A 21,172-nucleotide genomic window follows, 5' to 3' on the forward strand; every position below is an offset into this window, starting at 1 on the left:
TCGTCTCGTCTCGCCCGCCTTCCCTTCGGCTTCGCGGCGGTCAGGCGCTGCCTTCGCCCCCGCCCCGCTGTCGCTCTCGCTGTCGCTGTCGCTCTCGCTGTCGCTCTCGCTGTCGCTCTCGCTGTCGCTCTCGCTGTCGCTCTCGCTCTCGCTGTCGCTCTCGCTCTCGCTCTCGCTCTCGCTCTCGCTCTCGCGGGAGTGTCAGACCTGCTCTGTACGTTGGGTCGCGGGGGACGCTGAATCCAAGGGGACCCCTGCTTTGGCCTGCCGTGTCAGCGGTTGGCGATGCCGTCCAGGCGGAGCGTTGTCGACTCGTCTCGGTGGCTGCCGGTGGTGCCCACGTGCTTCTCGCTGATCTGCGCGCCGTTCTTCAGCACGTGGTAGAGCGCCATGCCGTGGCCTCGGCCCAGGTCGTAGTCGGTCTTCAGCCACTCCAGGAACACGCCTGCCTTGGTGGTTCCGTCGTATCCGCGGCCCGCCGCCTCCGTCAGCAGGTCTGCCGGGGTCTTGCCGGTCTTCTTCTCCGCGCCGTCGAGGTAGGCCTGGAAGGACATCGTGGTCTCCGTTCGTCTGTGAACAGAGCGTAGGACAACTCGGGCTGTCTTGACAAGAAAATTTGTCGGTGAGGTCTGGTCGCAGGACGCTTGAGAGCGTTCGGTCAGCGGCGGCGGGCGCGGGCCATGGCTCGGGCGCGGATCACCAGGTCGTCCACCAGGTGCTCGTCCACCAGGGGCGGGATACCGGACTCGTCGGTGCAGCAGCGGGGTTTGGTTCGCTTTTCCGAGAGGCGTGGTCTGACGCCGGCCATCTCGTAGAGGGCCTCGTAGAGGTCCAGGCCCGGGTCGTCGTCGTGTGGGCCCACCAGGAGCACCCACACGACTTCGGGGGAGGGGAAGGCGACCACCACTCGGTCGGCGCCTCGCAGGTGTTTCACGCACAGGCGTGGGAGTGGTTCTGGGCCTGTTACGCGGTAGCCCAGGGCGGCGCAGCCTGAGTGCGCCAGTTCGTCCAGGAAGCGTTCGTAGGCCACGCGGGCTCTGCCGCGCAGGCCGTTGGCCTGAGCTTGTGCGGTGGGGGTTTCTACTACCTCGATCAAACCGGGCGGACCACCCGTCCTCTGCCGCTGCGCATCTCGTCCAGGGAGTTGGCGAGGTCTTGGCGGTCCAGCAGTGACTGGTCGCTCAGGCGGCGGTGGACTTCGTCGATCAGGCCGCGGGTCTTGCCTGCGCGGCGGAGGTCGGAGACGAGGTGGAGGACCTCGTGCAGGCGCACGGTGTCGAGGAGCATGCGCGGTTCTTGGCTGTGGATGGCCAGTACGCCTTCTCGGGCCCAGGCCTTCACCGTCTTCTCGGTGAGGTCGAGGAGTTCGCCTGCCACCACGGGACGTACTGGCGGGGCCTGGCGGAGGGTTTTGGCCACGACACCGTCCAGGCGGTGGCGGCGTTCGTCGTCTTCTGACAGGGATGACGCGACGGCTTCGAGTTCCTCGATCGTGTCGAAGAGGTCGCGGATGTGGGCGGCCTCGGTCGCGACAGACATGGCTACTCCTCCCGTTGACTACCGATTATCCACCTATTTCTCGGTAGTCGTCAACGGCCCCGGACCAGAGATCCGGGGCCGTCGCGCACTCAGGAGGAGAAGAAGAGACCGCCGAGGCCGCGGTGCTTGCGGTGGCCGTAGCCGTAGCCGGCGTGACCGCCGTGGTGGTGGTGGACCTGCTGCGGCGCGGCACCCCAGGCGGGCTGAGCCGGCTGCGGGTAGGCGGCGGGCGGCGGCGCGACGGGAGGCGGCGGGGCCTGCATCTGGGCCTCGAGGCGCGTGATCGACTCGAGCTCGCCGTAGTCCAGGAAGACTCCGCGGCAGCCGTCGCACTGCTCGATGTGAACGCCCATGCGGTCGAACGTGCGCATGTTCGCATGACACTTGGGACACTGCATCGTGGTGAGCCTCCTGCGGTGGGACCGGACAAAAACGATATTAGCCGCGGTCACTGCTCTCGTGCGTCGCGACGATCCGACGACAGGCTTCAACCAGCGGTTCCACTGCCTGCAACCCGGACACGAGTGCCCGCGCTGCCATCTGCACAACGTACGCCTGAGCCGGGATGTTGAGTGCTTCCCATTCCATTGTCGGCAGAGGCACACCACCCGTTTCACGGTAGGTGTTCAGGAACCGCGCCCACAGGTCGGCGGGCAGCACCCCCGCGGCGAACAAAGCCGCAGGTCGCGCCAGGTCCCACACCGGATCGCCGACCCCGAGATCGTCCACGTCGATGAGTCGCCAGGCCCCCCGGTGCACAAGCTGCCCGAGGTGCCAATCACCGTGGATCAACGCACGGCCGTTCGTGTCCAACGGCGGCAAGACTTCGAACGCACGCAACACCACATCGGCATGCGGCAACTCCGGCGGCAACGCCTGAATAGCCCGAACAATCCGTTCCGGCGTACCGGCCGCGGGTCCTTGCACAGGCAACTCGTGCAACTTCGCGAGCAGCGCCGCGCTCTCCTCCCACGGTGCGGCGTCGGGATCTTCCTGACTCACCGGCGTCCCGTACGGCCACACCGTGACAGGCCGGTCGTCCACGAACTGCAACGGCTTCACCGGCGGCAGCAACAACTCCGGATACGTCGCCGCGATCTCCACCCGCTGCCGCAACGCCTCCACGTCGGTGTCCGCGGGATGCGCCTTGGCCACCACGTCACCAACGCGCACCACGACGACGTCACCGCGGTCGCCGCCGAGCACCTCGGGGGTGGCGGAAGAGCCGGTCAGCGAGGCCATTGCCGCGATCAGGTCGTCCACGCGCACAGTGAATCAGGTCCGTTCGTCATCACCTGGCGGTGGCTGCCGCATCGTCTTGCGATACCGGGAGTTCGTTGCGCCGCAACCAGATCGCGGTCTCAGGCTCAGTTCGTGATGCAGATCGTCTTCACCGGCTGCGAGTACGTCTTCGCGTCGTCCCCGTTGCACAGCGCACGGTCGGACTGGCCGTCGACGACCTTCGTGACCTTGCGCGTCCCGGCGTCGCACGTCACGCGTTGGAAGTACTGGTTGACCGGCTTGAGGCAGTCGCCCTCCTGCACGTTGAGGACGTAGCAGAGCCGTGTCTTGCCGTTCGTCCTCGACCGTCCCGACGACTCCGTGAGGTAGTCACCCGGCGGGCACATCGTGCGTCGCTCACGCGAAGACACGCGGTAGACGGCTTCCTCTGACGAACAGTCCACTTCGGCCATCTCGACGTTCGTGTCGTTGAGGTCGACCTGTTTCGCACACTCGCCGACGCCGGCCTGCTCCTGCCAGCCGGAGCACCCGGACAGGGCGAGAACCAGGGTCACGGTGAGCAGGACGACCTTCACGGCTTCTCCAGGCAGACGGTCATGGCGGGGTCGGGATAGGTGCGCGCCTCGCGGTCACCGCACACCGATCGGTCGGTAGAAGCGGTGACCTTCGACACCCTCTGGGATCCGCCTGTGCCGCACGCGACGCGCTCGTGGAACGCGCTGCCCCGCTTGAGGCAGTCGCCTTCACTCGCGTTGAGCACGAAGCAGTAGTGCTTGAGGCCGGCGGGCTTGCCGGCCCGGCTGGCCGTCTGGACGAGGTAGTCGCCCTGTGGACACGACTTCTTCATCTCGAGCTTGACGAGCCGATATGCCGCCTCGGGCGATGTGCAGTTGGTCTCGTCCATGTCGAACTTGCCGTCCGACGTGCTGATCGGCTCGGCGCAGTCACCCACCTCGGGCTCCGAGAACATGTCGCCGATGATGAAGTAACCGGGTACGACCAGCACCAGGGCGATGAGGCCGTAGGCCAGCAGGTTGAGCTTCAAAGCGGGTTCTCCGTCACACGAGTAGCCTGATTGCCGCGGGCAATGTCTACTGCAGGTGCGGGTGCGGTACCCCCGTTTTGACCCAGGTAGACGTGGGCGGGTATCTTTGCTACTCGTGCCCGACCCATGTCGGGCCGCTCCGCGTGCCCGTGAGGCAGCGGTGTCCTCCACTCGCAGTGGCAGTTGAACTGTTGCTTGCGGACCTTGGGAGCGGGCGACACGCCCGACCTCGGGTGCAGAGAGGGATCAAGAAACAAGTGGGCGAACCGCAAGGCGAGCCCGTAAGACGGAAGAAGTAGCCGGCGAATGCCAACGATCCAGCAGCTGGTCCGCAAGGGCCGCCAGGACAAGGTGGCCAAGCAGAAGACGGCGGCCCTCAAGGGCTCGCCGCAGCGGCGCGGTGTGTGCACCCGCGTTTACACCACCACCCCCAAGAAGCCGAACTCCGCACTGCGCAAGGTCGCTCGCGTGAAGCTGACCAGCGGCATCGAGGTCACGGCCTACATCCCCGGTGAGGGTCACAACCTCCAGGAGCACTCGATGGTGCTCGTCCGCGGTGGTCGTGTGAAGGACCTGCCGGGTGTTCGTTACAAGATCATCCGTGGCTCTCTCGACACGCAGGGTGTCAAGAACCGCAAGCAGGCTCGCAGCCGCTACGGCGCGAAGAAGGAGAAGAGCTAATGCCCCGCAAGGGACCGGCCCCGAAGCGGCCGCTTATCTCTGACCCGGTCTACAGCTCGCCCCTCGTGACCCAGCTCATCAACAAGGTGCTGGTCGACGGTAAGCGCTCCGTGGCCGAGAAGATCGTTTACGAAGCCCTCGAGGGCGCTCGCGAGAAGACCGGCACCGACCCGGTCGTCACGCTGAAGCGCGCGCTGGACAACGTGAAGCCGTCGCTGGAGGTCAAGAGCCGCCGCGTCGGTGGTGCGACCTACCAGGTGCCGATCGAGGTCAAGCCCGGCCGCTCCACCACGCTGGCGCTGCGCTGGCTGATCACCTTCTCCCGGCAGCGCCGTGAGAAGACCATGGTCGAGCGTCTGATGAACGAGCTGCTCGATGCGAGCAACGGCCTCGGTGCGAGCGTCAAGCGCCGTGAGGACACGCACAAGATGGCCGAGTCCAACAAGGCCTTCGCCCACTACCGCTGGTGATGTGCCGCCCGGCTTCACCAGGAGCCGGGCGCTCCCAGCCCTAGTGAGCCCACAAGCTCAAGACAGGGGAAAGACCCGTGGCACAGGACGTGCTCACTGATCTCTCCATGGTCCGCAACATCGGGATCATGGCGCACATCGACGCGGGCAAGACCACGACGACTGAGCGGATCCTCTTCTACACGGGGATCAGCTACAAGATCGGCGAGGTTCACGACGGCGCGGCCGTGATGGACTGGATGGAGCAGGAGCAGGAGCGCGGCATCACGATCACGTCGGCCGCGACGACCTGCTACTGGAAGAACCACCAGATCAACCTGATCGACACGCCGGGCCACGTCGACTTCACCGTCGAGGTCGAGCGCAACCTGCGCGTCCTCGACGGCGCCGTCGCCGTCTTCGACGGCAAGGAGGGCGTCGAGCCGCAGTCCGAGCAGGTCTGGCGGCAGGCGACCAAGTACGACGTCCCGCGCATCTGCTTCGTCAACAAGATGGACAAGCTCGGCGCGGACTTCTACTTCACGATCAAGACGATCCAGGACCGGCTGGCCGCCAAGCCGCTGCCGCTCCAGATCCCGATCGGTGCCGAGAGCGACTTCATCGGCGTCGTCGACCTGATCGAGATGCGCGCCCTCACGTGGCGCGGCGAAGTCCAGAAGGGCGAGGACTACGCGATCGAGGAGATCCCCGCGGATCTGCTCGAGAAGGCGCAGGAGTTCCGCGAGCAGCTGCTCGAGGCCGTCGCCGAGACCGACGACGACCTGACCGAGAAGTTCTTCGAGCAGGGCGACCTGTCCGTCGAGGAGATCAAGGCCGGCCTCCGCAAGATCGTCGCCGCGGGCACCGCGTACCCGATCCTGTGCGGCTCCGCGTTCAAGAACAAGGGCGTTCAGCCCATGCTCGACGCGGTGATCGACTACCTGCCGTCGCCGCTCGACCTCCCGCCGGTCGAGGGCACGCTGCAGGACGGCGAGACCATCGTGAAGCGCAGCCCGTCCACGGACGAGCCGTTCTCCGCGCTGGCGTTCAAGATCGCCGTGCACCCGTTCTTCGGCAAGCTGACCTACATCCGGGTCTACTCGGGCAAGGTCGCCGCGGGCACCCAGGTCGTCAACGCGACCAAGGACCGCAAGGAGCGCATCGGGAAGATCTTCCAGATGCACGCCAACAAGGAGAACCCGGTCACCGAGGCCATCGCGGGCCACATCTACGCCGTGATCGGTCTCAAGGACACCACGACCGGTGAGACCTTGTGCGACCCGCAGCACCCCATCGTGCTCGAGTCGATGACCTTCCCCGAGCCCGTCATCCAGGTGGCCATCGAGCCCAAGACGAAGGCGGACCAGGAGAAGCTCGGCACCGCGATCCAGAAGCTGGCCGAGGAGGACCCGACGTTCCGGGTCAACCTCGACCAGGAGACGGGCCAGACCATCATCGCCGGCATGGGCGAGCTCCACCTGGACATCCTGGTGGACCGCATGCGCCGCGAGTTCAAGGTCGAGGCCAACATCGGCAAGCCTCAGGTGGCGTACCGGGAGACCATCCGCCGTGCGGTGGAGAAGTACTCCTACACCCACAAGAAGCAGACCGGTGGCTCCGGCCAGTTCGCGAAGGTGCTCGTCACCGTCGAGCCGCTGGAGAAGAAGGAAGACGGCGCGCTCTACGAGTTCGTCAACGCCGTCACCGGTGGTCGCATCCCTCGCGAGTACATCCCGTCGGTCGACGCGGGTGCGCAGGACGCGCTGCAGTACGGCGTGCTGGCGGGCTACCCGCTGGTCGGCGTGAAGGTGACGCTGCTCGATGGCGCCTACCACGAGGTCGACTCCTCGGAAATGGCGTTCAAGATCGCTGGTTCGATGGCCCTCAAGGAAGCCGCCCGTCAGGCGTCTCCCGCGATCCTCGAGCCTCTGATGGCCGTCGAGGTCACGACGCCCGAGGAGTACATGGGCGACGTGATCGGCGACCTGAACTCCCGCCGTGGCCAGATCCAGGCCATGGAGGAGCGCAGCGGCGTCCGTGTCGTCAAGGCACTGGTTCCGCTGTCGGAAATGTTCGGGTACGTGGGTGACCTGCGGTCCAAGACCCAGGGTCGTGCCAACTACTCGATGGTGTTCGACTCCTACGCAGAGGTTCCCGCGAACGTCTCGAAGGAGATCATCGCGAAGGCGACCGGGGAGTAAATCCCCACCGGAGCACCGCAGTTCCACCGCGGGCTCTCCGGGGGTCTCTCCCTGGGGTCCGCTACTTTCAGACCCTGACGTGTAAGTCCGGCGGGTGGCCACAGATGCCCGCCGGACCAGCAAAAAAGAAGTCCAGGAGGACAATCCAGTGGCCAAGGCGAAGTTCGAGCGGACGAAGCCGCACGTCAACATCGGCACCATCGGTCACATCGACCATGGCAAGACCACGCTGACCGCGGCGATCTCCAAGGTTCTGCACGACGCGTACCCCGACGTCAACGCCTCGTTCGCGTTCGACCAGATCGACAAGGCGCCGGAAGAGAAGCAGCGCGGCATCACGATCTCGATCGCGCACATCGAGTACCAGACGGAGAACCGTCACTACGCGCACGTTGACTGCCCCGGTCACGCCGACTACATCAAGAACATGATCACGGGTGCGGCGCAGATGGACGGCGCCATCCTCGTGGTCGCGGCGACCGACGGTCCGATGCCGCAGACGAAGGAGCACGTCCTCCTGGCCCGCCAGGTCGGCGTTCCCTACATCGTTGTCGCCCTGAACAAGGCCGACATGGTGGACGACGAGGAGATCCTGGAGCTCGTCGAGCTCGAGGTCCGCGAGCTGCTCTCCGAGTACGAGTTCCCGGGCGACGACCTTCCGGTCGTGCGCGTTTCGGCGCTGAAGGCGCTGGAGGGCGACGAGACCTGGGGCAAGTCCGTTCTGGAGCTCATGGCCGCCGTTGACACGGCGATCCCGGAGCCGGAGCGCGACACCGAGAAGCCGTTCCTCATGCCCGTCGAGGACGTCTTCACGATCACCGGCCGCGGCACCGTGGTGACCGGTCGTATCGAGCGCGGCATCATCAACGTCAACTCCGAGATCGAGATCGTCGGAATCAAGGAGACGTCGAAGAAGACGACCGTCACCTCGATCGAGATGTTCAAGAAGTTCCTCGACGAGGGCCGCGCGGGCGACAACGCCGCGCTGCTGCTCCGCGGCATCAAGCGCGAGGAGGTGGAGCGCGGCATGGTCATCGTCAAGCCGGGCACCACGACCCCGCACACCGAGTTCACCGCGCAGGTCTACATCCTGTCGAAGGACGAGGGTGGCCGCCACACGCCGTTCTTCAACAACTACCGTCCCCAGTTCTACTTCCGGACGACGGACGTGACCGGCGTTGTGACGCTGCCCGAGGGCACCGAGATGGTCATGCCGGGTGACACCACCGGTATGGACGTCAAGCTCATCCAGCCGATCGCCATGGACGAGGGCCTCCGCTTCGCGATTCGCGAGGGTGGCCGCACCGTCGGCGCCGGCTCGGTCACCAAGATCATCAAGTGACCTAGCTCCACCAGTTCGGCGTGAAGCCGGGTCAACGATCTTCGTTGGCCCGGCTTTCGTCGTTCAGCAGGAAATTGTGCGACAGCTCACGTGGAACTGTCGCCGACGCGCGGGTGAAGAGCCGTCGCTGAGATTCTGTTGCCGGACAATGGAACCGGCGCGCCCGTCGCTCCACATGCGACGGACGCCGGCGGCTCACCGGGCAAGATCCGCACGTGATCTGGGTCCAAGTCACCCACCCCGATTTGGATCGCCTCGCTTCCGTGTGGCATCCTTTACGGGTTGCTCGATGAAGGCTGGACGCGCGTCTTGCGTGTGTCCGCGTTTTCGATTGAGCGTCCGCGCCCTGTTAGTGAACGCCTCCTTGCGGAGATGGGCATCAGGGTGCATGGGCTGTGGTAGGCCCAATCCCACCGGGGAGACCTTGAGTGGGACCGGTATGCGCACCGGGCGCGACACGCCCGACCGCGTGGACCGGGCACCATGACACTTCAACAGGGGCGGAGCGCGCCAAGAGGCTGTAAAAGGCCTCATCCGAGGCACCGCACCGCAGCGGTTACGAGAAGCAGAGGAACGGCAAGCCATTATGGCGGGACAAAAGATCCGCATCCGGCTCAAGGCCTACGACCACGAGGCGATCGACGCGTCTGCGCGCAAGATCGTTGAGACCGTGACGCGCACCGGCGCTCGGGTTGTCGGGCCCGTGCCGCTGCCCACTGAGAAGAACGTGTACTGCGTCATCCGCTCGCCGCACAAGTACAAGGACTCGCGCGAGCACTTCGAGATGCGCACGCACAAGCGGCTGATCGACATCCTCGACCCGACGCCGAAGACGGTTGACGCGCTCATGCGCATCGACCTGCCGGCCAGCGTCGACGTCAACATCCAGTAAGCGTTGGGCGCGGAGAGTAACGGACCAATGTCTGACAGGCAGATGAAGGGCATCCTGGGCACCAAGCTCGGCATGACTCAGGTCTTCGACGAGAACAACCGGGTTGTCCCGGTGACGGTCGTCAAGGCTGAGCCCAATGTCGTGACCCAGGTACGCACCGAAGAGAAGGACGGCTACACCGCCGTCCAGCTGGCGGCCGGCGCGATTGACCCGCGCAAGGTCAACAAGCCCGTTGCTGGGCACTTCGCCAAGGCCGGGGTCACGCCCCGTCGCCACCTGGTGGAGCTGCGCACGGCGGACGCCAGCGAGTACACGGTCGGCCAGGAGATCACCGCTGAGGTGTTCGAGGCCGGCGCTGTTGTCGACATCACCGGCACCAGCAAGGGCAAGGGCACCGCGGGTGTCATGAAGCGCCACAACTTCAAGGGCCTCGGCTCCAGCCACGGCACCCAGCGCAAGCACCGCTCGCCGGGTTCCATCGGTGGCTGTGCCACGCCTGGTCGCGTCTTCAAGGGTCTGCGCATGGCTGGCCGCATGGGCCACGAGCGTGTGACGACCCAGAACCTGAAGGTGCACAAGATCGACGTTGAGAACGGCCTGCTGCTCATCAAGGGCGCGGTTCCCGGTCCCAAGGGCGGTCTGGTGTTCGTCAAGACTGCTGCGAAGGGCGGTGCCTGATGTCGACGGTTGAGATCCGCACCCCGGATGGCAAGACGGCCGGCTCGGTCGAGCTGCCTGCCTCCGTTTTCGACGCGCAGGCGAACGTCGCTCTGCTGCACCAGGTCGTCGTGGCCCAGCAGGCCGCGGCTCGCCAGGGCACGCACTCGACGAAGACCCGCGGCGAAGTTCGTGGTGGCGGCAAGAAGCCGTACCGCCAGAAGGGCACCGGTCGTGCCCGCCAGGGTTCGACGCGTGCGCCGCAGTTCGCCGGCGGTGGCGTCGTCCACGGCCCGCAGCCGCGCGACTACTCGCAGCGGACGCCCAAGAAGATGAAGGCCGCCGCTCTGCGTGGCGCCCTCTCCGACCGGGCCCGCGCGAACCAGGTGCACGTCGTGTCCGGCCTGGTGGACGGGGACACCCCGTCGACCAAGACCGCGCGCAAGGTCCTGGAGTCGGTCACCCAGGCTCGTCGCGTTCTCGTGGTGCTCAACCGCACCGACGAGGTCGCGTGGGTCAGCGTGCGCAACCTGCAGCACGTGCACGTGATCGCGCCCGACCAGCTCAACACCTACGACGTGCTCGTCAATGACGACGTGGTGTTCACCAAGGACTCGCTCGACGTGTTCCTCGCCAGCAAGGCCCAGCAGGGTTCTGGCTCGGCTGAGGCCACGGCGACCGTGGTGGACGAGGAGGCCTCGAAGTGATCCCCGACCACAGGGACATCTTGCTTGCTCCCGTGATCTCCGAGAAGTCCTACGGGCTGCTCGAGGAGAACAAGTACACCTTCTTGGTGGCGCCGGGTTCGAACAAGACCCAGATCAAGATTGCCGTGGAGAAGGTCTTCGGCGTCAAGGTCGTCAGCGTCAACACCATCAACCGCCAGGGCAAGCGCAAGCGGACCAAGAGCGGTTTCGGCAAGCGCAAGGACACGAAGCGCGCGATCGTCACGTTGTCGGCTGACAGCAAGGCGATCGAGATCTTCGGCGGCCCTGCCGCCTGATGACGAGGACTGCGTAGAGATGGGCATTCGCAAGTACAAGCCGACGACGCCTGGTCGTCGCGGTGCGAGCGTCTCCGACTTCGCCGAGATCACTCGGTCGACGCCGGAGAAGTCGCTGATCCGCCCGCTGCACAAGCTGGGTGGGCGCAACGCGTCGGGCAAGATCACCACGCGTCACAAGGGCGGCGGTCACAAGCGGGCATACCGCCTGATCGACTTCCGTCGCAACGACAAGGACGGCGTGCCGGCCAAGGTCGCTCACATCGAGTACGACCCCAACCGCACCGCCCGCATCGCGCTGCTGCACTACGCGGACGGCGAGAAGCGCTACATCATCGCCCCGGAGAAGCTCAAGCAGGGTGACACGGTTGAGAACGGCCCCAAGGCCGACATCAAGCCGGGTAACAACCTGCCGCTGCGCAACATCCCGGTCGGTTCCGTGATCCACGCGATCGAGCTCCGCCCCGGTGGCGGCGCGAAGATCGCCCGCTCCGCCGGCGCCTCGGTTCAGCTCGTGGCCAAGGACGGACCGTACGCCCAGCTGCGGATGCCCTCGGGCGAAATCCGCAACGTGGACGTGCGCTGCCGCGCCACGCTCGGCGAGGTCGGCAACAAGGAGCACCAGAACATCAACTGGGGCAAGGCAGGCCGCATGCGGTGGAAGGGCAAGAAGCCCACCGTCCGTGGTGTCGCCATGAACCCCGTTGACCACCCGCATGGTGGTGGTGAGGGTAAGACCTCCGGTGGTCGCCACCCGGTGAACCCGGCTGGTAAGCCCGAGGGTCGCACCCGCCGCCGTAAGCCAAGCGACAAGCTCATCGTCCGGCGTCGTCGCACCGGTAAGAAGCGCTGAGCAGGGAGGGAGTGAAGGATGCCTCGCAGCCTTAAGAAGGGTCCCTTCGTCGACGACCACCTGCTCAAGAAGGTGGACGTTCAGAACGAAGCGGGCAAGAAGACCGTCATCAAGACGTGGTCCCGCCGGTCCACGATCATCCCGGACATGCTCGGCCACACCATCGCGGTGCACGACGGTCGCAAGCACGTCCCGGTGTTCGTGACCGAGGCGATGGTCGGGCACAAGCTGGGCGAGTTCGCCCCGACCCGCACCTTCAAGGGCCACATCAAGGACGACCGGAAGTCTCGTCGCCGCTAGGCGTCGAACTGAGAAGAGCAAGGGAAAAGCAGCGATGAACGCCCGTAAGGACGCTGAGGCGCAGGAGTTTCCGCGCGCCGTGGCTCGGGCTCGCTACGTCCGCGACACCCCCATGAAGGTCCGTCGCGTCGTCGAGCTCATCAAGGGTCGTAACGCAAGCGAGGCCCTGGCCGTGCTCCAGTTCGCGCCCCAGGCCGCTTCTGAGCCGGTCGCGAAGGTGCTCGCCAGCGCCATGGCCAATGCCGAGAACAACATGTCCCTGGACCCCTCGACCCTCTGGGTTGCGGTGGCCTACGTGGACGAGGGTCCGACCCTCAAGCGTTTCCGCCCGCGTGCCCAGGGCCGCGCGTACCGGATCCGCAAGCGGACGAGCCACATCACCATCGAGGTGGAGTCTCGTCCCAAGAAGACCAGCGCGAAGGGAACGCGGTAGTGGGCCAGAAGATCAACCCGCACGGCTTCCGGCTGGGGATCACCACCGACTGGAAGTCCCGCTGGTACGCAGACAAGCAGTACGCCGAGTACGTGGCGGAGGACGTCAAGATCCGCCGCCTGCTCAGCAAGGGCATGGAGCGTGCCGGCATCTCCAAGGTGGAGATCGAACGGACCCGTGACCGGGTGCGCGTCGACATCCACACCGCCCGGCCGGGCATCGTCATCGGCCGTCGTGGTGCCGAGGCGGACCGCATCCGCGGTGAGCTGGAGAAGCTCACCAAGAAGCAGGTCCAGCTGAACATCCTCGAGGTGAAGAGCCCCGAGTCGGACGCGCAGCTCGTGGCACAGGGTGTCGCCGAGCAGCTGTCCAACCGCGTCGCCTTCCGGCGCGCGATGCGCAAGGCCATTCAGTCGGCCATGCGTTCGCCGCAGGTCAAGGGCATCCGCGTGCAGTGCGGCGGTCGCCTCGGCGGCGCCGAGATGTCCCGCTCGGAGCACTACCGCGACGGCCGCGTGCCGCTGCACACGCTCCGCGCCAACATCGACTACGGCTTCTTCGAGGCCCGCACCACGTTCGGCCGTATCGGCGTGAAGGTGTGGATCTACAAGGGCGACATCGTCGGTGGCATCTCGGCCAAGCGCGCGCTCGACGCGGCCCCGGCTCAGGCCGACCGCGCCCCGCGCCGCGACCGTGGCGAGCGTCCGAACCGGGCCCGTCGCTCGGGTGCCAGTGGCACCACCGCGACGAGCACCGAGGCCGGCCGTGCCGCAGCTGACGCTTCGGCGTCGGCCGAGGCCCCGGCTGCTGCAGAGAAGACGGAGAGCTGAGTAATGCTCATCCCTCGTAGGGTCAAGCACCGCAAGCAGCACCACCCCAAGCGGTCGGGCGCTGCCAAGGGCGGCACGAAGGTCACCTTCGGTGAGTACGGCATCCAGGCTCTCGAGCCGGCCTACGTCACCAACAGGCAGATCGAGTCCGCTCGTATCGCCATCACGCGACACATCCGTCGTGGCGGCAAGGTCTGGATCAACATCTTCCCGGACCGTCCGCTGACGAAGAAGCCGGCCGAGACCCGCATGGGTTCCGGTAAGGGTTCGCCGGAGTGGTGGGTGGCCAACGTCAAGCCGGGTCGCGTCCTCTTCGAGATGGCCTTCCCGAACGAGCAGGTCGCTCGCGAGGCTCTCCGCCGCGCGATCCACAAGCTCCCGATGAAGTGCCGCATCGTTACGCGTGAGGGTGGTGAGTTCTGATGGCAGCGGGTACCACCGCTTCCGAGCTGCGTGAGCTCACCGAGGAAGAGCTCGTGCTGCGTCTGAAGGAATCGAAGGAAGAGCTGTTCAACCTTCGTTTCCAGATGGCCACGGGCCAGCTCGACAACAACCGGCGGCTGCGCACGGTCCGGCATGACATCGCCCGGATCTACACCGTGATGCGGGAGCGGGAGCTCGGGCTCTCCGTTTCGCCGGATTCCACTGGTGAGGGTGCGGCATGACCGAAAGCAACGAAGTCCAGACCGAGAAGCGCAACGACCGCAAGGTCCGCGAGGGCCTCGTCGTGTCCGACAAGATGGACAAGACGATCGTCGTGGCGCTCGAGGACCGCAAGAAGCACCCGCGTTACTCCAAGATCATGCGCTCCACCACCAAGGTGAAGGTGCACGACGAGGAGAACGCGGCGGGCATCGGCGACCGCGTGCTGCTCATGGAGACCCGGCCTCTGTCGGCGACCAAGCGCTGGCGGCTCGTCGAGATCCTCGAGAAGGCCAAGTAAGTCTTCATCTAGACAGACCGAGCCCGTCGGGTCGGAAATCCGGCGGGCCAGGAATGGTCAAGGAGCAAGTAAGTGATTCAGCAGGAGTCGCGGCTTCGTGTCGCCGACAACACTGGTGCGAAGGAAATCCTTTGCATCCGTGTTCTCGGTGGATCCGGCCGCCGCTACGCGGGCATCGGCGACATCATCGTCGCGACCGTCAAGGACGCGATCCCCGGTGCCGGTGTGAAGAAGGGTGACGTCGTCAAGGCCGTCATCGTCCGCACCGTCAAGGAGCGTCGCCGTCCGGATGGTTCGTACATCCGCTTCGACGAGAACGCCGCCGTGCTCATCAAGAACGACAACGAGCCCCGCGGTACCCGCATCTTCGGCCCGGTCGGCCGTGAGCTGCGCGACAAGAAGTTCATGAAGATCATCTCGCTGGCTCCGGAGGTGCTCTGACCATGAAGGTGAAGAAGGGCGACACGGTCGTCGTCATCGCCGGCAAGGACAAGGGCGCGAAGGGCAAGGTCATCCAGGCCTACCCGGAGACCGGCAAGGTCCTGGTCGAGGGCGTCAACCGGATCAAGAAGCACACCAAGATCACGCAGACCCAGCGGGGCGCGCAGTCTGGTGGCATCGTGACCCAGGAAGCTCCGATCAACGTCTCCAACGTGATGGTGGTCGACGCGGACGGCAAGCCGACCCGTGTTGGTTACCGGACGAACGACGAGGGCAAGCGGGTCCGCATTTCCCGTCGTAACGGGAAGGACATCTGATCATGACCACCGCAGAGAAGATCATCCCGCGGCTCAAGACGCGTTACCGCGCCGAGATCGCCGGCGAGCTGCACAAGCAGTTCAACTTCGACAACGTGATGCAGATTCCGCGCGTTGTGAAGGTTGTCGTCAACATGGGCGTCGGCGACGCTGCCCGTGACGGCAAGCTGATCGAGGGTGCCGTCAAGGACCTCTCGATCATCACCGGCCAGCGTCCCGAGGTCCGTCGGGCCCGCAAGTCCATCGCGCAGTTCAAGCTGCGTGAGGGCATGCCGATCGGTGCGCGCGTCACGCTGCGCGGCGACCGCATGTGGGAGTTCCTCGACCGTCTGCTGACGATCGCGCTGCCCCGTATCCGCGACTTCCGCGGCCTCTCGGGCAAGCAGTTCGACGGCAACGGCAACTACACGTTCGGACTGAACGAGCAGTCGATGTTCCACGAGATCGACCCGGACGCTATCGACCGGCCTCGCGGCATGGACATCACCGTCGTCACCACCGCCACGAACGACGAGGAGGGCCGGGCGCTGCTGAAGCTCCTGGGCTTCCCGTTCAAGGAGAACTGAGTCGATGGCCAAGAAGGCGTTGATCAACAAGGCCGCGAAGAAGCCGAAGTTCAAGGTCCGGGGTTACACCCGGTGCCAGCGTTGCGGCCGTCCCCACGCGGTGTTCCGCAAGTTCGGCCTTTGCCGGATCTGCCTGCGCGAGATGGCTCACCGCGGTGAGCTGCCTGGCGTGAGCAAGTCCAGCTGGTAATTCAAAGCTCCATTACTTCGCTGTAGGCCCGCACACGACCGTCCTGTCCCTCCCTTCACCGGGAGGGCAGGTCTGGACCCTGAGCCGGTGAACCGCAGCGAGAAAGGTTGACCAGGTCACCATGACGATGACCGATCCCATCGCAGACATGCTCACTCGTCTGCGGAACGCGAACTCGGCTTACCACGACAAGGTCGTGATGCCGCACTCCAAGATCAAGGCGAACATCGCCGAGATCCTCAAGCGCGAGGGCTACATCGCCTCGTACCGCGACGAGGACGGCGAGGTGGCCAAGAACTTGGTCGTCGAGCTGAAGTACGGCCCGAACCGTGAGCGCAGCATCGCCGGCCTCCGCCGCGTGTCCAAGCCCGGTCTGCGCGTGTACGCGAAGTCCACTGGCCTGCCCCGAGTTCTCGGTGGCCTCGGCGTGGCGATCATTTCGACCTCTGGCGGTCTCATGACCGACCGTCAGGCCAACAAGGCAGGCGTGGGCGGAGAAGTCCTCGCCTACGTTTGGTAAGGGGGAGTAGACATGTCGCGCATCGGTAAGCAGCCGATCATTGTCCCCTCCGGGGTCGACGTGAACATCGCCGGCCAGGACGTCAGCATCAAGGGCCCCAAGGGTCTCCTGACGCTCACGCTCGCTGAGCCGATCATCGTCGAGAAGGCCGAAGACGGCACTCTCGAGGTCAAGCGCCCGAACGACGAGCGCCGCAACCGCGCGCTCCACGGCCTGTCGCGCACGCTCGTGCACAACATGGTCGTCGGCGTGACCCAGGGCTACGAAAAGAAGATGGAAATCCACGGCGTCGGTTACCGCGTCGCGCTCAAGGGCTCTGAGCTCGAGTTCGCGCTCGGTTACTCGCACCCCGTCAAGGTGGAGGCCCCCGCGGGCATCACCTTCGCGGTCGAGACCCCGACCCGGTTCTCCGTCTCGGGTATCGACAAGCAGCTGGTCGGTGAGGTCGCCGCCAACATCCGCAAGCTGCGCAAGCCCGACCCGTACAAGGGTAAGGGCGTCCGTTACTCGGGCGAGAAGATCCGTCGCAAGGTCGGAAAGACGGGTAAGTGACATGAGCGAGTCGACTGTTACGAAGCGCAAGCCGGTGGGCAAGGACATCTCCACCAGGCGTCGTGTTGCGAAGGCCCGTCGCCACTTCCGCCTCCGCAAGAAGGTCAACGGAACTGCCGAGCGTCCGCGCCTGGCCGTGCACCGTTCGTCGAAGCACATCACCGTGCAGATCATCGACGACCTCAAGGGCCACACGATCGCGTCCGCTTCCTCCATGGAGGCCGACGTCCGTGCCCTGGACGGCGACAAGAAGGCCCGTGCGGCCAAGGTCGGCCAGCTGGCCGCGGCCCGCGCCAAGGACGCCGGCGTCACGGCGGTCGTTTTCGACCGCGGTGGCAACGCGTACCACGGCCGCATCGCGGCTCTGGCTGACGCCGCTCGCGAGGCGGGGCTGGAGTTCTGACAATGATCATCACCGGAATTGAGAGGGACGCCTGATGCCAGGACGTACGCGTCGCGAAGGCGGCGGGGGCGAGCGCGGAGAGCGCCGCGACCGTCGTGACGGCGGCCGCGGCGGCGCGGCCCAGGAGAAGACCCCCCACCTCGAGCGCGTGGTTGCGATCAACCGCGTCTCCAAGGTGGTCAAGGGTGGTCGACGCTTCAGCTTCACCGCGCTCGTCGTGGTGGGTGACGGCGACGGCATGGTCGGCGTCGGTTACGGCAAGGCCAAGGAAGTTCCCGCGGCCATCGCCAAGGGTGTCGAGGAAGCGAAGAAGAACTTCTTCCGCGTGCCTCGCATCGCCGGCACCATCCCCCACCCGATCCAGGGTGAGAAGGCCGCTGGTGTGGTCCTGCTGCGTCCGGCCTCGGCCGGTACCGGTGTCATCGCGGGTGGCGCTGTCCGCGCCGTCCTCGAGTGCGCCGGCGTGCACGACGTGCTGTCGAAGTCCCTGGGCTCCGACAACGCGATCAACATCGTGCACGCGACCGTGGCGGCCCTCAAGGGTCTGCAGCGTCCCGAAGAGGTCGCGGCCCGTCGTGGCCTGCCCCTCGAGGACGTGGCTCCCGCCGGCATGATCCGCGCTCGCGCGGGTCAGGGGGTGTGATCATGGCTCAGCTCAAGATCACCCAGGTGAAGAGCACCATCGGTACCAAGCACAACCACCGCGAGTCGATGCGCACCCTCGGGCTGCGCAAGATCCGCCAGTCGGTCGTGCGTGAGGACACCCCCCAGGTTCTCGGCCTGATCAACGCCGTGCGCCACCTGGTGGTTGTCGAGGAGGTCCAGTCGTGACCATCAAGATCCACGATCTGCGTCCCGCCCCCGGTGCCAAGACCGCCAAGACCCGCGTTGGTCGTGGTGAAGGCTCCAAGGGCAAGACCGCCGGCCGCGGTACGAAGGGCACGGGCGCTCGCAAGAACGTCTCGCCGCGCTTCGAAGGTGGCCAGATGCCGCTGCACATGCGGCTTCCGAAGCTCAAGGGCTTCAAGAACCCGTTCCGCACCGAGTACCAGGTCGTGAACGTTTCCGCCATCGCTGCCTCCTTCCCGGAGGGCGGCTCGGTGGACGTTCCCGCGCTGGTGCTGGCCGGGCTGGTCCGCAAGGGCTCGCTCGTCAAGGTGCTGGGTGACGGTGACGTCAGCGTCAAGCTCGACGTCACGGCTGACAAGTTCTCCAAGACCGCTGTGGAGAAGTTGGCTGCCGCTGGTGGGTCTTCCACCGTGTCTGCCTGACGTTCTGTTGTAGGACGTGTCTGAAGGGCCCTGAGGCTTCGCCTCGGGGCCCTTTGGTGTTTCTGGGCGCAGGGTGTCGCCTTGCGGGCCGCTTGTGCTGTGGTCGCCTTGCGGGCGGCCGGCTTGCGTTGGGTGCTTCCCCCTGGGGGCTCTGCCCCCAGACCCCCGGCAATCTGATCGGGGGAGGGCGCCACGCGTAGGTAGATGGCACGCCTGTTGCGTTGGGCGGCTGCGCGTTGCTTTGAGGGTTGCGTTGGCGGTGGGTAAAGACGGCTCGCCTTCGGCTTCGTTGGCGATCATGTGGGGTTCGCTTTGCGGGTATTTCTGCGGGAACTTCGGGCCTGGTGTGAACGTTCGCGGTCGGCGTAATTGCTGCTCGTAGCACGGATTTGCAGGGGCTGCTACCCCGGATGGTCTAGCGGTGTGGTCAGAGATCAACGAGTTGGAACCTGTGATTGGCCACTGGGTACGGCCTGGTCCTGGAGGGCTGTTAGAGTCGCGGGCTGAACCCGGATGTCCTCCGGGTTGCTTGGTCGTGGCTACCTGACTCGGCCTGCCAACTACCGCATGTGCCGGTCCCTGGGGGTCGGCAACGCTCAGGAGGTTCGCGTGCTCGGCGCATTCCGCTCGGCTCTCGCGACGCCGGATCTACGCAAGAAGATCCTGTTCACGCTCGGGATCATCATTGTGTATCGGCTTGGTGCGACCATGCCCGCGCCGGGCGTGTCCTTTAGGAACGTGCGGCAGTGTGCTGAGCAGCTCGAAGGCCAGAACATCTACTCGCTGATCAACCTGTTCAGCGGCGGCGCGCTGTTGAACTTGTCCGTGTTCGCGCTGGGCATCATGCCCTACATCACCGCGAGCATCATCATCCAGCTGCTCACCGTGGTCATCCCGCGGTTCGAGCAGTTGAAGAAGGAAGGACAGGCTGGTCAGGGCAAGCTGACCCAGTACACGCGGTACCTGACGATCGGGCTTGCGATCCTGCAGTCGACCGGTCTCGTGGCGCTGGCGGTGCGCGGGCAGCTGTTCGGTGAGTGCGACCAGGACGTCATTCCCAACAAGGACAGCATCTTCACCCTCATCGTGCTGGTCATCACCATGACCGCCGGTACCTCGGTCATCATGTGGCTGGGTGAGCTGATCACCGAGAAGGGCATCGGCAACGGCATGTCGTTGCTGATCTTCACCGGTATCGCCGCCCGCATCCCCGCCGAGGGCAAGAACATCCTCGACAAGAGCGGCATCACCTTCGCCCTCGTGGTCGTGGCCGCTCTCGTCATCATCGCGAGCGTCATCTACGTCGAGCAGGCCCAGCGTCGCATCCCGGTGCAGTACGCCAAGCGCATGATCGGTCGCCGCATGTACGGCGGCACGTCGACGTACCTTCCCCTCAAGGTGAACCAGGCCGGCGTCATCCCGGTCATCTTCGCCTCGTCGCTGCTCTACCTGCCGGACCTGGTCGTGCGCCTCACGCAGGGCTCGTCGACCGAGACGAACTGGTTCTCCACCTTCGTCCAGACGTACCTGGTCAAGCAGTCGAGCTGGGTGCACATCGCCTCGTACTTCCTGCTGATCGTCTTCTTCACGTACTTCTACGTCGGCATCACGTTCAACCCGGACGAGCGTGCTGACGAGATGAAGAAGTTCGGTGGCTTCATCCCCGGCATCCGTCCCGGACGTCCGACCGCCGAGTACCTCAAGTTCGTGCTGGGCCGCATCACGCTTCCCGGTTCGCTCTACCTCGGCATCGTGGCGATCCTGCCGAACCTGTTCCTGGACCTGACCGGTGACGGCCAGAACCAGAACTTCCCGTTCGGCGGCACCGCGGTTCTGATCATGGTCGGTGTCGGTCTCGACACCGTGAAGCAGATCGAGAGCCAGCTCATGCAGCGCAATTACGAAGGGTTCCTCCGCTAGATGCGACTCGTTCTCGTTGGCCCGCCCGGTGCGGGCAAGGGCACCCAGGCCGAAGTTCTGAGCCGCAAGCTCGGCGTGCCGCACATCTCGACGGGCGACCTCTTCCGGTCACACATCAGCAACCAGACCGAGCTCGGGCTGGAGGTGCAGAGCATCCTCGACGAGGGCGCTCTCGTGCCGGACTCCATCACGAACGAGATGGTGCGCAAGCGCTTGGCCGAGTCCGACGCCGCGGACGGGTTCCTGCTCGACGGGTTCCCCCGCAACGTCGCCCAGGCCGACACGCTGGGCGAGTTCCTCGCTGTCGACGGCCACTCGCTCGACGCGGTGCTGGAGTTCCGGGTCGACGAGGACGTCGTGGTGGAGCGGCTGCTCGCACGCGGGCGCACGGACGACAAGGAAGAAGTCATCCGGCACCGCCAGCAGGTGTACCGCAACGAGACCGCGCCGCTGCTGAACTACTACGCGGACAAGGTCATCTCCATCGACGCGGTCGGCGAGATCGACGAGATCAGCGAGCGGGCGCTCGCCGCGCTCGGCTCGTTGCGCGACGAGAAGTGACAGGTGGACTGCTTGACCGGC

The 21,172-nt window shown here is 65.6% G+C and carries 34 protein-coding genes; 27 read left to right on the plus strand and 7 right to left on the minus strand.

The window, feature by feature from the left end:
* Positions 1 to 272: 272 nt before the first annotated feature.
* The 7 genes from SK854_RS21720 to SK854_RS21750 form a co-directional block, all read right to left on the minus strand.
* Entirely contained in the window at positions 273 to 554 is a 282-nt protein-coding gene (locus tag SK854_RS21720; RefSeq protein ID WP_319976908.1) for a DUF4287 domain-containing protein, read from the minus strand.
* A 104-nt stretch (positions 555 to 658) separates the two neighbouring features.
* Positions 659 to 1,096, minus strand: a complete 438-nt coding sequence (locus SK854_RS21725; RefSeq protein WP_319976909.1) for a hypothetical protein — start codon at positions 1,094 to 1,096, stop codon at positions 659 to 661.
* A complete protein-coding gene (locus tag SK854_RS21730) occupies positions 1,093 to 1,539 on the minus strand; it encodes a hypothetical protein (RefSeq protein ID WP_319976910.1) in 447 nt (148 codons plus the stop codon). The genes SK854_RS21725 and SK854_RS21730 overlap by 4 nt, the downstream gene beginning before the upstream one ends.
* A gap of 89 nt (positions 1,540 to 1,628) precedes the next feature.
* Positions 1,629 to 1,937 carry a TFIIB-type zinc ribbon-containing protein gene (locus tag SK854_RS21735; protein ID WP_319976911.1) on the minus strand — a complete coding sequence of 103 codons (309 nt, stop codon included), beginning with the start codon at positions 1,935 to 1,937 and terminating at the stop codon, positions 1,629 to 1,631.
* 40 nt (positions 1,938 to 1,977) lie between these two features.
* Positions 1,978 to 2,802 carry a phosphotransferase family protein gene (locus SK854_RS21740; protein WP_319976912.1) on the minus strand — a complete coding sequence of 275 codons (825 nt, stop codon included), beginning with the start codon at positions 2,800 to 2,802 and terminating at the stop codon, positions 1,978 to 1,980.
* A gap of 104 nt (positions 2,803 to 2,906) precedes the next feature.
* Entirely contained in the window at positions 2,907 to 3,356 is a 450-nt protein-coding gene (locus tag SK854_RS21745; protein ID WP_319976913.1) for an LppU/SCO3897 family protein, read from the minus strand.
* Entirely contained in the window at positions 3,353 to 3,826 is a 474-nt protein-coding gene (locus tag SK854_RS21750; protein WP_319976914.1) for a hypothetical protein, read from the minus strand. Before SK854_RS21750 ends, SK854_RS21745 begins: the two co-directional genes overlap by 4 nt.
* Before the next feature lie 306 nt (positions 3,827 to 4,132).
* On the opposite strand from SK854_RS21750, the gene rpsL reads away from it, so the two are divergent.
* The 27 genes from rpsL to SK854_RS21885 all read left to right on the plus strand — a co-directional run bounded on the left by rpsL (position 4,133) and on the right by SK854_RS21885 (position 21,151).
* Positions 4,133 to 4,507: a 30S ribosomal protein S12 gene (rpsL, locus tag SK854_RS21755; RefSeq protein ID WP_030473471.1), complete on the plus strand. Its 375-nt coding sequence runs from the start codon at positions 4,133 to 4,135 to the stop codon at positions 4,505 to 4,507.
* Entirely contained in the window at positions 4,507 to 4,977 is a 471-nt protein-coding gene (gene rpsG, locus SK854_RS21760; protein WP_030478293.1) for a 30S ribosomal protein S7, read from the plus strand. The genes rpsL and rpsG overlap by 1 nt, the downstream gene beginning before the upstream one ends.
* A 77-nt stretch (positions 4,978 to 5,054) precedes the next feature.
* The gene (gene fusA / locus SK854_RS21765) at positions 5,055 to 7,157 is read left to right on the plus strand and encodes an elongation factor G (protein ID WP_319976915.1); all 2,103 of its coding nucleotides are present in this window, start codon (positions 5,055 to 5,057) and stop codon (positions 7,155 to 7,157) included.
* Positions 7,158 to 7,305: 148 nt separating this feature from the next.
* Complete coding sequence (gene tuf / locus SK854_RS21770) at positions 7,306 to 8,499, plus strand: elongation factor Tu (RefSeq protein WP_319976916.1); 1,194 nt, start codon at positions 7,306 to 7,308, stop codon at positions 8,497 to 8,499.
* Positions 8,500 to 9,085: 586 nt separating this feature from the next.
* Entirely contained in the window at positions 9,086 to 9,391 is a 306-nt protein-coding gene (gene rpsJ, locus SK854_RS21775) for a 30S ribosomal protein S10 (RefSeq protein WP_003938093.1), read from the plus strand.
* A gap of 27 nt (positions 9,392 to 9,418) precedes the next feature.
* Complete coding sequence (gene rplC / locus SK854_RS21780; protein WP_093591178.1) at positions 9,419 to 10,069, plus strand: 50S ribosomal protein L3; 651 nt, start codon at positions 9,419 to 9,421, stop codon at positions 10,067 to 10,069.
* A complete protein-coding gene (gene rplD / locus SK854_RS21785) occupies positions 10,069 to 10,755 on the plus strand; it encodes a 50S ribosomal protein L4 (RefSeq protein ID WP_093591181.1) in 687 nt (228 codons plus the stop codon). The genes rplC and rplD overlap by 1 nt, the downstream gene beginning before the upstream one ends.
* Positions 10,752 to 11,051, plus strand: coding sequence for a 50S ribosomal protein L23 (gene rplW / locus SK854_RS21790; protein ID WP_045309807.1), 300 nt, complete (start codon positions 10,752 to 10,754; stop codon positions 11,049 to 11,051). Before rplD ends, rplW begins: the two co-directional genes overlap by 4 nt.
* Before the next feature lie 19 nt (positions 11,052 to 11,070).
* Complete coding sequence (gene rplB, locus SK854_RS21795) at positions 11,071 to 11,904, plus strand: 50S ribosomal protein L2 (RefSeq protein ID WP_089949047.1); 834 nt, start codon at positions 11,071 to 11,073, stop codon at positions 11,902 to 11,904.
* Between the two features lie 18 nt (positions 11,905 to 11,922).
* A complete protein-coding gene (gene rpsS / locus SK854_RS21800; RefSeq protein WP_030478300.1) occupies positions 11,923 to 12,204 on the plus strand; it encodes a 30S ribosomal protein S19 in 282 nt (93 codons plus the stop codon).
* Between the two features lie 34 nt (positions 12,205 to 12,238).
* Complete coding sequence (gene rplV / locus SK854_RS21805; RefSeq protein ID WP_319976917.1) at positions 12,239 to 12,637, plus strand: 50S ribosomal protein L22; 399 nt, start codon at positions 12,239 to 12,241, stop codon at positions 12,635 to 12,637.
* Positions 12,637 to 13,467 carry a 30S ribosomal protein S3 gene (gene rpsC / locus SK854_RS21810; RefSeq protein ID WP_319976918.1) on the plus strand — a complete coding sequence of 277 codons (831 nt, stop codon included), beginning with the start codon at positions 12,637 to 12,639 and terminating at the stop codon, positions 13,465 to 13,467. Before rplV ends, rpsC begins: the two co-directional genes overlap by 1 nt.
* A 3-nt stretch (positions 13,468 to 13,470) precedes the next feature.
* Positions 13,471 to 13,890 (plus strand): 50S ribosomal protein L16, encoded by a 420-nt coding sequence (rplP, locus tag SK854_RS21815; protein ID WP_030473461.1) that lies wholly within the window; start codon positions 13,471 to 13,473, stop codon positions 13,888 to 13,890.
* A complete protein-coding gene (rpmC, locus tag SK854_RS21820) occupies positions 13,890 to 14,132 on the plus strand; it encodes a 50S ribosomal protein L29 (RefSeq protein ID WP_089915286.1) in 243 nt (80 codons plus the stop codon). Before rplP ends, rpmC begins: the two co-directional genes overlap by 1 nt.
* Positions 14,129 to 14,410, plus strand: a complete 282-nt coding sequence (rpsQ, locus tag SK854_RS21825) for a 30S ribosomal protein S17 (protein WP_065915974.1) — start codon at positions 14,129 to 14,131, stop codon at positions 14,408 to 14,410. Before rpmC ends, rpsQ begins: the two co-directional genes overlap by 4 nt.
* 72 nt (positions 14,411 to 14,482) lie before the next feature.
* The gene (gene rplN / locus SK854_RS21830; RefSeq protein ID WP_030478306.1) at positions 14,483 to 14,851 is read left to right on the plus strand and encodes a 50S ribosomal protein L14; all 369 of its coding nucleotides are present in this window, start codon (positions 14,483 to 14,485) and stop codon (positions 14,849 to 14,851) included.
* A 2-nt stretch (positions 14,852 to 14,853) separates the two neighbouring features.
* Entirely contained in the window at positions 14,854 to 15,168 is a 315-nt protein-coding gene (gene rplX, locus SK854_RS21835; protein WP_090046578.1) for a 50S ribosomal protein L24, read from the plus strand.
* 2 nt (positions 15,169 to 15,170) lie between these two features.
* Positions 15,171 to 15,734, plus strand: a complete 564-nt coding sequence (rplE, locus tag SK854_RS21840) for a 50S ribosomal protein L5 (protein WP_093591184.1) — start codon at positions 15,171 to 15,173, stop codon at positions 15,732 to 15,734.
* Positions 15,735 to 15,738: 4 nt separating this feature from the next.
* Positions 15,739 to 15,924, plus strand: coding sequence for a type Z 30S ribosomal protein S14 (locus tag SK854_RS21845; protein WP_030473455.1), 186 nt, complete (start codon positions 15,739 to 15,741; stop codon positions 15,922 to 15,924).
* 121 nt (positions 15,925 to 16,045) lie between these two features.
* Positions 16,046 to 16,444, plus strand: a complete 399-nt coding sequence (gene rpsH, locus SK854_RS21850) for a 30S ribosomal protein S8 (protein WP_030478309.1) — start codon at positions 16,046 to 16,048, stop codon at positions 16,442 to 16,444.
* A 12-nt stretch (positions 16,445 to 16,456) separates the two neighbouring features.
* Complete coding sequence (gene rplF / locus SK854_RS21855) at positions 16,457 to 16,996, plus strand: 50S ribosomal protein L6 (protein WP_045309814.1); 540 nt, start codon at positions 16,457 to 16,459, stop codon at positions 16,994 to 16,996.
* A gap of 1 nt (position 16,997) precedes the next feature.
* The gene (rplR, locus tag SK854_RS21860; protein WP_090015388.1) at positions 16,998 to 17,399 is read left to right on the plus strand and encodes a 50S ribosomal protein L18; all 402 of its coding nucleotides are present in this window, start codon (positions 16,998 to 17,000) and stop codon (positions 17,397 to 17,399) included.
* A gap of 34 nt (positions 17,400 to 17,433) precedes the next feature.
* Positions 17,434 to 18,042, plus strand: a complete 609-nt coding sequence (gene rpsE / locus SK854_RS21865) for a 30S ribosomal protein S5 (protein ID WP_053733140.1) — start codon at positions 17,434 to 17,436, stop codon at positions 18,040 to 18,042.
* A 2-nt stretch (positions 18,043 to 18,044) separates the two neighbouring features.
* Positions 18,045 to 18,230, plus strand: a complete 186-nt coding sequence (rpmD, locus tag SK854_RS21870; RefSeq protein ID WP_030478313.1) for a 50S ribosomal protein L30 — start codon at positions 18,045 to 18,047, stop codon at positions 18,228 to 18,230.
* The gene (gene rplO, locus SK854_RS21875) at positions 18,227 to 18,670 is read left to right on the plus strand and encodes a 50S ribosomal protein L15 (protein ID WP_093591187.1); all 444 of its coding nucleotides are present in this window, start codon (positions 18,227 to 18,229) and stop codon (positions 18,668 to 18,670) included. Before rpmD ends, rplO begins: the two co-directional genes overlap by 4 nt.
* Before the next feature lie 609 nt (positions 18,671 to 19,279).
* The gene (gene secY / locus SK854_RS21880; protein WP_319976920.1) at positions 19,280 to 20,590 is read left to right on the plus strand and encodes a preprotein translocase subunit SecY; all 1,311 of its coding nucleotides are present in this window, start codon (positions 19,280 to 19,282) and stop codon (positions 20,588 to 20,590) included.
* The gene (locus SK854_RS21885; protein WP_319976921.1) at positions 20,591 to 21,151 is read left to right on the plus strand and encodes an adenylate kinase; all 561 of its coding nucleotides are present in this window, start codon (positions 20,591 to 20,593) and stop codon (positions 21,149 to 21,151) included. It abuts the gene before it with no gap.
* The last annotated feature ends 21 nt before the right edge of the window (positions 21,152 to 21,172 follow it).

It is taken from the genome of Lentzea sokolovensis (genome assembly GCF_033949975.1).
Lineage (GTDB): Bacteria > Actinomycetota > Actinomycetes > Mycobacteriales > Pseudonocardiaceae > Lentzea > Lentzea sokolovensis.